Here is a 12,357-nt window from a genome sequence, read left to right as displayed (position 1 = left end):
CCCGCGGAAAGCGAGCATCCTGTAGTGGAAATCAACCCTTGTTCAATAACAACAAAGTTTGCGTAAACACCCTTTTAGAAAAGTATATGAAGGATTTCATTGCAGCCCGTACAAAGGAGTTGAAAAAGCTAGCAGAAAAAATGCCGTGAAAATCTGTTTATCTTTTTAAAGTGCTGTTGAACATGTCTGTTGATTACCCCTGCAGGTACCCGATACCTCCGGGGCGGTCTAGTAGCCGCGGCCACATATACTCTAGCAGAGACTCCCCTGTACCCAGGCACCAGCAGGAGTTAGTACCTGCAGCAGGGGTCGTAATGCTAAATCAATAATGACCTTAAAGCCTTAAAGCGTTTATCAAAAATTCCTTGATGGTAGAACAGGCCCTATAACAAAGAAAAAGCTGACTCAAATTGTATATGAGTCAGCTTTTCTTTAATTATTAATCGATCAGCCTTCTAAAAGAAGGGATTCAGGATCTTCTAGAAGATCTTTAACTTTCACCAGGAAGCTTACCGCTTCTTTTCCATCTACGATTCTATGATCGTATGATAGTGCCAGATACATCATTGGGCGGTTTTCCATTCTTTCTGCATCAATTGCAACTGGACGCACCTGGATTTTGTGCATTCCCAGGATACCAACCTGCGGCGCATTAAGGATTGGTGTGGAGAGTAAAGAACCAAAAGTACCGCCATTAGTAATGGTGAATGTTCCGCCAGTCAGGTCAGATACTGCTAATTTCTTGCTTCTAGCTTTGTTTGCAAGATGGCCGATTTCTTTTTCAATTTCAGCAAATGTAAGTTTATCAGCGTCTCTTACGACTGGAACAACAAGTCCATCTTCAGCAGAAACAGCAATTCCCACATCATAGAACTTTTTGATTACCAGTTCATCGCCCTGGATTTCAGCATTTAGAAGCGGGAACTGTTTCAAAGCACCAACGACAGCTTTTGTAAAGAATGACATAAATCCTAGTTTTACATCATTATTTTTCAAGAAAGCATCTTTTCTTCTGTTTCTTAAGTTCATGATTGCAGTCATATCAACTTCGTTAAAGGTAGTAAGCATGGCAGCTGTATGCTGTACCTCTACCAGACGTTTTGCAATAGTCTGGCGGCGGCGTGACATTTTCACACGTTCAACCGGTTTTGCTGGATTGTCTGCAGGTGCAGGTTGTGCTGCAGCAGGAGCCTTTGGAGCAGGGCTTTCCGCTTTCACTGGAGCTGCTGGCTGGCTTGAATCAAAAGAAGCGACATCCTGCACTCTTACTCTTCCAAGCGGATCTACAGTTGGAACAGCGTCAAGATTGATTCCTTTTTCACGGGCAAGCTTTCTTGCCGCCGGAGAGGCAATCGCTTTATGTTTCGAACCGGTTTGTGCCTCGTCAGACTGAACGGGAACTTCAGCTGCAGCTTCAGCCGCCGGAGCAGGCTCTGCACTTGCCTTAACTTCTGCAGCCGGAGCAGCAGCGGATTCTGCGCCTTCTCCAACAACCGCTATGGCTTCTCCGACCTTAACAGTGTCTCCCTCTTCGAACAGCTGTTTAGATAAAATCCCGTCGACTTCTGAGATAATCTCAACATTTACCTTGTCTGTTTCAAGTTCAACAATATATTCTCCCTTTTGAACCTGGTCACCCGGCTGTTTAAGCCATTGGGCAATTGTTCCCTCTGAGATGGATTCTGCTAATTCTGGTACAATAATTTCGGCCATGAAAATACTCTCCCCTTTATTTGCGTGTTAAAGTTGTGTCGATAATTCTTTGCTGTTCTTTTTTATGGACAGTCGGGTCCCCTTCTGCAGGGCTTGAACGGCGTTTACGTCCAATGTAATCTACCTTGACGCCTTCTGGTGCAGCAGTAGAAAGACGAGGTTCAACAAAGCTCCAAGCACCCATATTCTTAGGTTCTTCCTGGGTCCAGAAGATTTCTTTAAGATTTTTGAATCCTGTTAAGAAATTCTGAATTTCCTCAAATGGGAATGGATAGATCTCTTCAAGCCTGATAATGTGAAGCCAGTCCATATCCTGCTTATCTTTTAAACTATCGGATAGGTCAATTGCCATTTTTCCTGTCGTAAACACGATACGCTCAACAGCTTCCGGATTTTTGCCTAATAGTGGTTCCTCTATATAAGCTTTAAAGTCTCCATCCGTAAATTCACCCGGAGATGAAGATGTTAATGGATTTCTCAATAAACTTTTCGGCGCCATAATAACCAGCGGGCGAACTTCTTCCATTGTCAGAATAGCAGCCTGACGTCTTAGAATATGGAAATATTGAGCAGCCGAAGACAAGTTAGCCACTGTCCAGTTATTTTCTGCAGCAAGCTGCAGGAATCGTTCTAAACGACCGCTTGAGTGTTCTGGTCCTTGTCCTTCATAACCATGCGGGAATAACATTACCAATCCAGACTTTTGACCCCACTTGGCACGGCCGGCAGCAATGAATTGATCAAAAATGACCTGGGCCACATTTGCAAAATCCCCATACTGAGCTTCCCATAGCACAAGTGTTTCTGGAGAATAGATGTTATAGCCATATTCAAAGCCTAAAACAGCTGTTTCAGTTAACGGGCTGTTATGGATGGCAAATGAAGACTTCGCCAGGCTTAATGTGTGAAGCGGAGAATATTTATTGCCCGTCTCATAATCATGGAGCACAAGATGCCGGTGAGCAAAGGTCCCGCGTTCTGAATCTTGTCCAGTGATACGGATCGGTGTTCCGTCGCCCAGGATGCTGGCAAATGCCAATGTTTCAGCCTGTGCCCAGTCAATTTTTCCATTGTCATTGAAAGCATCGAGGCGTCTTGTTAAAATCTTCTCAAGCTTTTTCATGATTTTGAAATTTTTAGGCCATTGAACTAGTTCATTATTTATTTGTTTTAGTGTATCTAAGGATACAGAAGTATCAACTTTAGGAAGACCATGTTCCACTGTTTCAGGTGGAACTAGATCATCAGGCGTTTCTTTTTTATTTTTGGTATCTACTTTACCGTATGCTTCTTTTAGCTTAGCGTCTACCTGCTCCTTGATTGCAGAAGCTTTTTCTTGTGTAAGCACACCTGATTCAGTTAATTTCCTGCCATAAATTTCAGTGATGACGGGATGCTTGTGGATCAGATTGTACATCTGTGGATTGGTTACCAAAGGTTCATCCATTTCGTTGTGGCCGAATCTTCTGTATCCAATCAGGTCAATCAAGAAATCTTTTTTAAATTTCTTTCTATATTCATAAGCAAGCTCCACGGCAGCAATACATGCCTCTGGATCATCCGCATTTACATGGACGATTGGAATCTCGTATCCTTTTGCAAGGTCACTTGCATATTTGGTTGATCTTGAATCTTCACTCTCGGTTGTAAATCCAATCATATTATTAGTGATGATATGGACAGTACCACCCGTTTTATAGCCTTTCAGCCCGCTTAAGTTTAGAGTTTCAGCCACTATCCCCTCACCCGGGAATGCTGCATCACCATGAATGATGATAGCCAATGACTTCTCATCATCCTGTGAAGGATAGCCTGGGTTTGAGCGATCATCCTGCGCAGCTCTCGTAAACCCTTCAACAATGGAGCCGACAAATTCAAGATGGCTTGGGTTGTTTGCTAGCGTGATACGTGCTTTTACAGTACTTTCTTCCTTGATCTGCCGATCTGCCCCAAGATGGTATTTTACGTCACCGGTCCATCCAAAATTAATTCCGATTGAACCTTCTGAAGGTACAAGGTCTTTATTAGGAGCATGCTGGAATTCTGCAAAAATCGCTTCATACGGCTTTCCTAAAACATGTGCCAGGACACTGAGGCGTCCTCTGTGAGCCATTGCAATGTTAATGCTTTCAGTTCCTGACTGCACTGCTTCAGAAATTATTTCATCTAAGACAGGCACAAGTGTATCCAGACCTTCGATGGAGAAACGCTTTTGGCCGACAAATGTTCTATGAAGGAATTTTTCAAAACTATCTACTTCATTTAAACGCTTATAGAGACCTATTTTCTCCTCACTGGATAAAGTCCGGAAAATATTTCCTGACTCTACCATTTCATTCAGCCAGTATTTTTCTTCCAAATCATTTACATGATGGAATTGAAACGCAATTGTTTTAGAATAGGATTCTTTTAAATATTGAACGGCTTCTAATCCATTCTTGATAGAAGCTGGAAGATAAGGGCTTAGCAGCTCAGCCGGAATCTTTTTTAAATCTTCGTCCGTCAAATCGTAATTTGACAGTTTAATAACATCGTTTTCTTTAGGAACTTCATTTAATGGATAAATATTAGCAGCCAGATGTCCATAAGCGCGGATATTCTCTACCAGCTGAACAGCGGACATAACCTTTTTCATCATATCGGTGCTCATCGGAACACCAGGTGTTCTTGTCTGTCCGGCAGATATTTCACCAGCTATGTTATTCAGCTGTACTGCTTCTTCCGGAGAGCCCCATGTGATGAATAATTCCTTTAAATCAGAACCAACAGAATCAGGATCTTCCACAAACAAATCATATTGTTCCAATACGTACCCTAGATTGGGTCCTGACAGCCCCGCCCAGGGATTCAATTCCATTGATTTTTTGTTGGTCATTTTTAAACCCCCAACCATTCCATTAGTGTAATTGTCCTACGCTGTACCCTAAAGAATCCTTTGCATTTATTCGTTTTTGTAACTATTAAAATAACAAGCTATATAGAAATAGTTTTGAATAAGTAATTATTCTTAAAATTCTAAGGATAAAACGGTTACAAGGGTATTTTACACCTTTCGACATATATATTCAAAGGAAAATGTAATAAAATTACGAGGAAATTCACTATTATATTAAAATATATTTTACTTTTTGACCATTTTACAGCAATAAAGCACAAAGACCTTGGCCCCGTGCCTGATTAAGATGAAAACTCTAATGTTTTTTGGTAGATATAACACTGGTTTTTAGCGTAAAAATTTTAGCGCAATAGAATCACATATAGGTTCATAGCCTATTTTCATATAAATGCTGTTTGAAACAGGGTTCGCAAGATCTGTATACAGACAGCAAAACTGGCTGGTTTTTAGGATTTCTCTGCTCAGCTCCCCCACACAGGCGCTTGCATATCCTTTCCCGCGCAGTTCCAGGGGTGTGTACACGAGCGTTACCACGGTACCGTTTTCTATCTTTCTCCCTGCTTTTGCCATCGTTACCGGATGGCCGTCAGTATCCAGCCAGACAAATGTACTTTTGGCTGCAAACGACTCTCTCACAGACGTCTGCATTCTCGCTTCCTCATAGAGGACTCCAGTCTCCTTACAAAACTCTTTCGCCCAGACCAAGATTAGAGGGATGTGTGAATGTTCAGCCGGCGCAAATCTTCCTATTGGTTTCGGTATGCTGTTTACTTTCTCCAATTTATATATCCTTTGATTCATCTCAATCTGCTGCCTGCTCCCAGTTCGTTCTCCCCATACAGCCGCAAAGCTTTCAGCAAGCTCCTTAGAACCTATCACACCTGGTAAGCTGACTCCCTCACTAATCAACTCCCCGGCGGCAAAGTGCAGAAGTTCAGGGTCAATGCTCTTGTTTGAACTTATGATCATATTGTGCGGAGGAGTTTGGAGAAAAGATAAAATCACTTCTCCCTCTGATTCTATCAGAGCCATGAAAGGCAGTTCATCCCCGTTCTGCGATACTCCCTGGATCATGCGGTTCAGAATACCGTAAGGCAGATTATGTACTGCTTCATCAGCCAGATAAAAGGGCTTAGTTTTATCGAAGAACTCATTTATGTCTCTGTATACTTTAAATTCCATACCCCTGCCCCTTTTTTTTATAATTTTTAATAGTATAAAATTCTTTTATTGAAAATGAAAGATTGGGTGATAAAATTTACCAATTTTTTTCGTAATTGTGTGTATGCCACTCCGGGAGAGTTTAAGAGTGAAAAATAAATTTTAAGAGTGACTTTTCAAAATTTAAGAGCGGAATTGGAAAAATAAGAGTGATATTTGCCAAAATAAGAGTAGTTTCAGAAATTGAGGGGGATCAGCAGATTCAGCGCATTCGTCAACCCTAAATCAAACAAAAAGAGGAACCCCAGAAGGCCCTCATCTAGTGGGGAACCGCACGACTGCAAAACAGCATGGGAAATTGCAGTCCATTTTTACTGAAAAACTATTGTTTTTTGCTGATAAATTCAAATTTTGGTAACTGCTCTTCCAAGTTGACTTCCTCAGCTCAGGAAAAAGAGGCTTTTTTGAAGAGTTTTTTTAAAATGAGAAGGAACCAGAACCCCGCAATAGGGTTTATGCTTACCTTTCTTAGAAATATGCTTATATATTGAAGGCTTATGCTTAAGTTCCAGGGTTTTATGCTTATCTTTTCCATGTTTATGATTATCTTTCTGCTTCCTATGCTTATGTTTGGTGCTTTATGATTATCCACCGGCCTTTATGCTTTTCTTTTTCGGAATATGCTGATTGCCAAGTGTGAATCCTTGGTTGAATGGAAAAGCATTGGTTAATTTCAGGAAGAAGACCGGGCAGGAAACGAGACTAACGTGCCAGGCTGGATGGAATCGCGTCTAACAGAACAAAAAAATGGCTGCTGAGAGATTCTCGACAGCCTGAGGACCCTAAAGAGGGCCCTTATTTGTTCCCTGCTAGAAAACTAGTTTTCGTTCTCTAACCACGACCCGGCCGTTTTTTATCACGGTATGTGTATGATTCACTCCAAATGAGTATTGAAGTTTCATGTAGTTAGGCACATTAAATATGGTGATGTCTCCCTTTTTGCCAATCTCGATGCTGCCTATCTCTTTTCCCCGGCCAATCGCATGGGCAGCATTTATGGTTACTGCAGTGATCACCTCAGCTGGTGTCATGCCCATTTTTAAGCATGCAAGGTTCATGATGAGAGGCAGCGAAACAGTCGGCGAAGAACCCGGGTTGAAATCTGTGGATAGTGCGACAGGCACCCCTGAATCTATCATTTTCCTTCCATTCGCAAATTCAGCCATTAAGAAAAAGGCTGTTCCCGGAAGGAGTACTCCGATCACCCCTGCTTCAGCCATTCTTTTAATACCCGCATCCGTTGCTTTCAGCAAATGATCTGCAGTAATGGCTCCCAGTTCAGCCGCAAGCTCTGCCCCCTGATAGGGTTCAATCTCGTCTGCATGAATTTTTGCTTTCAAGCCCAGTTTTTTTCCTGCTTCTAGAATTCTCCTGGCCTGGTCCGGTCTAAATACACCCTGTTCACAGAAGACATCATTAAATTCAGCGAGACCTTCTTCCACTATCTTTGGGAGCATGTAATCAATGATATGATCAACAAATTCTTCCGGTCTTTCTTTATAGTCCGCAGGGACAGCATGTGCTCCCATAAAGGTGCTGATAATATCGATTGGATGATGTTCATTTAAATCCTTCGCAGCCAGCAGCTGTTTTTTCTCGGTCTCCCACTCCATTCCATAGCCGCTTTTTGCCTCAACTGTTGTAACGCCATGCAGCAGGAACTCATTCAGATTAGCGAAAGCTTTCCTAAACAACTCCTCCCGTGAAGCCATCCTCGTTTTGGAGGCGGTTGCATGAATCCCTCCTCCCGCATTCATGATGTCCATATATGTGGCTCCTGACAATCTCATGTTAAATTCTTCTTCTCTGCTTCCCGCATGGATAAGATGGGTATGCGGGTCGATTAGGCCTGGCACTACCAGTCTACCGCGTGCATCTATGATTTCAGCTGCTTCATTGCCGGCCTCATAATCAGCCATGATTTGCTCATCCCGGCCGGCCGCTTTGATGACTCCATCTTTAATCCATACAGTTCCATTTTCAATAATTTCAAGATTTGACATACCTTGACCCGTAAGCGGTGCTTCTGAACTCCCTTTTAAGGTCACAAGCTGGGAAGCATTGCGAATAAGGATTGTATCACCCATCTTCCTGTCTCCTTTCCATATAATGTTCACTTAATCTTTTAGCATGGGGATGTGAATCCCTTTGGCTTTTGCGGTCTGGATAGCTGCCCCATATCCCGCATCTGCATGGCGCACCACTCCCATGCCCGGATCAGTGGTCAACACTCTGTCCAGCCTTATCTCCGCTTCTTTTGTACCATCCGCCACGATTACCATCCCAGCATGAAGCGAGTAGCCCATCCCGACCCCGCCTCCATGGTGGACCGATACCCAGCTTGCACCGCCGACTGCATTGATCATGGCATTTAAAATCGGCCAGTCCGCCACTGCATCGCTTCCGTCCTTCATCGCTTCCGTTTCCCGATTAGGAGATGCTACCGAACCAGCATCCAGATGGTCCCTTCCAATCACAATAGGCGCCGTCACCTCTCCTGACGCAACGAGATCATTGATGATGCGCCCAAGCTTAGCCCGGTCCCCATATCCCAGCCAGCAAATGCGGGCTGGAAGACCTTGAAAGGCTATTTTTTCCCCGGCCATTTTGATCCAGTGGCATAAATATTCATTAAAGGCAAATTCCCTTAAGATGGCTTGGTCAATTCTGGCAATATCCTCAGGATTTCCAGAAAGGGCAGCCCATCTAAAGGGTCCTTTGCCTTCACAGAACAGCGGGCGGATATAGGCTGGTACAAACCCAGGAAAGTCAAACGCATTCTCTATGCCTTCATCCTTCGCTGTCTGTCTGATGTTGTTTCCATAGTCAAAAGTCACCGCACCTTTTTCCTGCATGTCAAGCATCGATTGGACATGCCTCGCCATGCTTGCCTTTGATCTTCTTATATATTCAACTGGATTACTTTCTCTTAGATCCTTCGCTTCAGAGAGCGACATGTGAATGGGTATGTACCCATTCAAAGGATCGTGTGCCGACGTCTGATCTGTTAAGATATCTGGTATAAATCCCTGACTGAGCATATTGGGAAGTATTTCAGCAGCATTACCGAGCAGTCCAATTGATATGGCAGTTCCTTTATTCTTTGCTTCTCTTGCCATCGCTATCGCCGTCTGAACGTCTGCTGCTTTTACATCCAGGTATTTCGTTTCCAGTCTCCTTTCTATTCTCGATTCATCTGCCTCAATAGCTAAACACACTCCATCATTCATGGTCACGGCCAGCGGCTGTGCTCCTCCCATTCCTCCGAGTCCGGCAGTCAGTGTGATGGTATTTTTTAGTGTACCGTCAAAATGTTGGCGGGCAAGCTCTGCAAAGGTTTCATAGGTCCCCTGGACAATTCCCTGGCTGCCGATATAAATCCAGCTGCCGGCCGTCATCTGCCCATACATCATAAGCCCTTTTTTGTCGAGTTCATGGAAGTGATCCCAATTAGCCCAGGCAGGCACAAGATTTGAATTAGCGAGAAGGACCCTTGGTGCATCACTATGGGATTTGAAAACCGCAACAGGTTTTCCTGATTGAATTAATAAAGTTTCATCATTTTCCAGTTCATGCAGTGATTTGATGATGGCATCATAACATTCCCAATTTCTTGCTGCCTTACCTATCCCGCCATAAACAACAAGATCTTCCGGGCGTTCTGCCACCTCTTCATCTAAATTGTTCATCAGCATTCTGATTGCCGCTTCCTGAATCCACCCTTTTGCATGTAATTCCGTTCCACGATAATTTTTAACAACTCTTTTAGCCATGCTTTTTTCCATTTGTTCCAGCCTCCACATTCAATTTGTCAGGTAATAGTTTCATAGATTCACCGAAGACCTTGTTTCTAAAAAAGGAAGAAAGTCCGTTGATTTCAGCCAGGAAGCCATTTTTTCAATATCCTTAGAAAATATGCGGTCTTTATCAATTGAATCCACGATTTCCCGAGCTTCTTTTAAAAGAGAAGCCGTCTTGGCCGCCATCATGTTTCTGCCTCTATATTCCGCAGCCTGCATGGCGCATATCATTTCAATGGCCAGCACATTCCTTGCATTGCCTACGATTTGATGGGCATGCCGTGCGGCAATCGTACCCATGCTCACATGATCTTCCTGATTGGCTGAAGATGGAATAGAATCGACACTGGCAGGATGTGCAAGAGTCTTATTTTCAGAAACGAGTGAGGCCGCTGCATATTGCATAATCATCGCTCCTGACTGCAACCCGGGCTGGGGGCTTAAAAAAGGGGGAAGATCGTTCAGCTGCGGATTGACCAGCCTTTCAATTCTCCGCTCAGAAATATTGGCGAGTTCAGCGACTCCAAGCTTCAAGAAGTCCATGGCGAAAGCAATCGGCTGTCCATGAAAGTTACCGCCTGAAATCACTTTACTGCCGCCATTGAAAATCAACGGATTATCGGAGGCCGCATTCATCTCAATTTCTAATTTTTCTTTTACATAGTGCAGCACCTGCCATGAAGCTCCATGGACCTGGGGGATACATCGAAGGGAATAGGCATCCTGAACCCGTATTTCACCCTGTTTCGTGGTGAGCTCACTGCCAGAGAGCCAGCCTCTCACTCGTTCCGCTGTATCCATCTGCTCCTTGTAGCCCCTTACCCTATGGATATCTTCATCAAAGGCATCTATGATTCCCTGTAACCCTTCCATCGTTATTGCCGCAATTCCTTCAGACTGGTAAGCAAGTCTCTCTGCTTCCAGATAAGTTATGACACCCATAGCAGTCATCGCCTGAGTGCCGTTTATTAAAGCGAGTCCTTCTTTTGCCTCTAGAGTTAAAGGCGGGATTCCTTCTGCTGCCAAAGCCTGTATTGCCGGCACTCTTGTGCCCTGATAAAACACTTCGCCTTCTCCCATCAAGGTCATGGCTAAATGGGACAGCGGCGCTAAATCACCGCTTGCCCCCAGTGATCCCTGCTGGGGAACCACTGGATGGATTTCCGTATTTACCATCTGGATCAGCCTTTCGATTACGATAGGGCGGACTCCTGAATATCCCTTCAAAAGAGCATTGGCCCTTAACAGGAGCATTGCTCTCGATACAATTTCAGGAAAGGGGTCCCCTACACCGCACGCATGCGAAAGAATCAGGTTTGTCTGCAGAGCATCGACATCTCTGCTGTCGATTAATACATCGCTGAACTTTCCGAAGCCTGTCGTTATTCCATAAACAATTCTTTTTTCGGCAACAATTTTTTCCACGGCCTGCCTGCTGCTTATGACCCTCGCCAGTGCCTCAGGTGATGCAGTAATACCTTCCTTCTCAAACAGAACATGATACGCCTCCTGCAAAGTCAAGGATTCTCCGTTTAATATAACCATCTACCTCGTCACCTCTTTAACATAATAAAGGGGCTGTACCACATAAAGTGATACAGCCCCCATTTAACTTTTAACTATGGACTGAAAAAATTTTAAATATGATTTATCCCTAACCCTACCGTTTCGTGTTCAAACCCTTTGATGGGCGCACCGATTGTTCCGTACAGCGCTACCGCGATCCACTCGCCTTCTTCAGGATTATGAAACGGATTTCCTCTCAGTACTGCGAACCTGAGGCCCACTGTCCTTAGCAGCTCCCCTATTTGCGCCTGCCCTCTGGTCATACCTTGGACAGCTTCAATGGAACTATGATACAAAGCATGAATTTCGCGGTAAAGCGAGCCATCAACTACTTCGTTTCGTTTGGCCGCTGTTTCAATGGCCGCTACAATTTTATGAGTATCCATGGAACCCACTTTGCCGCTGCAGAAGATATATCCGCTCTCGCGCAGGTCCCTGTACAGCATTTTTTCTTCGTCTGACTCGGTCGAAGCCAGCATTATAGCATTCAATCCGATTCGATTTCGCTTTATCTGCAGCATACCCATCTCACTTAATTTAATAAATTTTCTAAATTAACTAATAACTATCTCCAGTTTATAGTGTTTGATTTTGTCCTGTCAAACAAATTATTATGAACTCCTGATCTGTATAGGAAGTTTCATCACAATCTTTTTAGAAAAGAGCCTTTTTAAAAAAGAGTTCTCCTATTCCCTCCCCATTAATACCAGTCAATATTCCACATTCTTGAAATCCCTGTTTACGGTGCCATTCCTGCGGACCTGCCTCATTTACCTGTGAGGAAGAAAGCAGTACTGAAAAGCCCTTTTCTTTCAGAGTGTTCTCCAAGAACTTAAGAAGCTGGGTTCCATACCCTTTTCCTCTGATTCCTTCCCTCACTTTAATCAAACTGATAAACGGGAGGCTTCCCCAAATGTAATCTATTTTTACATATCCCGCTGCTTCCCCATCTATTTCCAGGATTATTAACTGCTCCAGCTCTATTTTTGTCAGCAGCAGTGCCTCATCAGGATGATGCTCAAACATCAGGCAGTTTTCTAGGTCATTCCAATTTGCATAGCGGATCATGTATTTCATATTGACTCCTTGTATTATAGCTTCACGTTTTACTTCCATTTTAATCCTCTTTATAAAATGAGGCGAAGGTGTGCAGGGCCCCGC

General features: G+C 43.7%; 8 protein-coding genes. All 8 read right to left on the bottom strand.

The window, feature by feature from the left end; genetic code table 11:
* Positions 1 to 447 precede the first annotated feature (447 nt).
* Positions 448 to 1,713: a 2-oxoglutarate dehydrogenase complex dihydrolipoyllysine-residue succinyltransferase gene (gene odhB / locus CUU66_RS06580; protein ID WP_101640884.1), complete on the bottom strand. Its 1,266-nt coding sequence runs from the start codon at positions 1,711 to 1,713 to the stop codon at positions 448 to 450.
* 16 nt (positions 1,714 to 1,729) lie between these two features.
* Complete coding sequence (gene sucA, locus CUU66_RS06575) at positions 1,730 to 4,588, bottom strand: 2-oxoglutarate dehydrogenase E1 component (RefSeq protein WP_101640883.1); 2,859 nt, start codon at positions 4,586 to 4,588, stop codon at positions 1,730 to 1,732.
* 348 nt (positions 4,589 to 4,936) lie between these two features.
* Positions 4,937 to 5,791, bottom strand: coding sequence for a GNAT family N-acetyltransferase (locus CUU66_RS06570; RefSeq protein WP_101640882.1), 855 nt, complete (start codon positions 5,789 to 5,791; stop codon positions 4,937 to 4,939).
* A gap of 848 nt (positions 5,792 to 6,639) precedes the next feature.
* A complete protein-coding gene (gene hutI, locus CUU66_RS06565; RefSeq protein WP_101640881.1) occupies positions 6,640 to 7,917 on the bottom strand; it encodes an imidazolonepropionase in 1,278 nt (425 codons plus the stop codon).
* Positions 7,918 to 7,947: 30 nt separating this feature from the next.
* A complete protein-coding gene (hutU, locus tag CUU66_RS06560) occupies positions 7,948 to 9,615 on the bottom strand; it encodes a urocanate hydratase (RefSeq protein WP_101640880.1) in 1,668 nt (555 codons plus the stop codon).
* 39 nt (positions 9,616 to 9,654) lie between these two features.
* Positions 9,655 to 11,175 carry a histidine ammonia-lyase gene (gene hutH, locus CUU66_RS06555; protein ID WP_101640879.1) on the bottom strand — a complete coding sequence of 507 codons (1,521 nt, stop codon included), beginning with the start codon at positions 11,173 to 11,175 and terminating at the stop codon, positions 9,655 to 9,657.
* Positions 11,176 to 11,267: 92 nt separating this feature from the next.
* Positions 11,268 to 11,717, bottom strand: a complete 450-nt coding sequence (gene hutP, locus CUU66_RS06550; RefSeq protein ID WP_101640878.1) for a hut operon transcriptional regulator HutP — start codon at positions 11,715 to 11,717, stop codon at positions 11,268 to 11,270.
* A 133-nt stretch (positions 11,718 to 11,850) separates the two neighbouring features.
* Complete coding sequence (locus CUU66_RS06545; RefSeq protein ID WP_101640877.1) at positions 11,851 to 12,312, bottom strand: GNAT family N-acetyltransferase; 462 nt, start codon at positions 12,310 to 12,312, stop codon at positions 11,851 to 11,853.
* Positions 12,313 to 12,357 lie beyond the last annotated feature (45 nt).

The organism is Peribacillus deserti (assembly GCF_002863585.1).
Classification (GTDB): Bacteria; Bacillota; Bacilli; order Bacillales; family DSM-1321; genus Paraperibacillus; species Paraperibacillus deserti_A.
The sequence above is the reverse complement of the archived record's forward strand: the minus strand, read 5'-3'. Positions and strand labels throughout refer to the sequence as shown.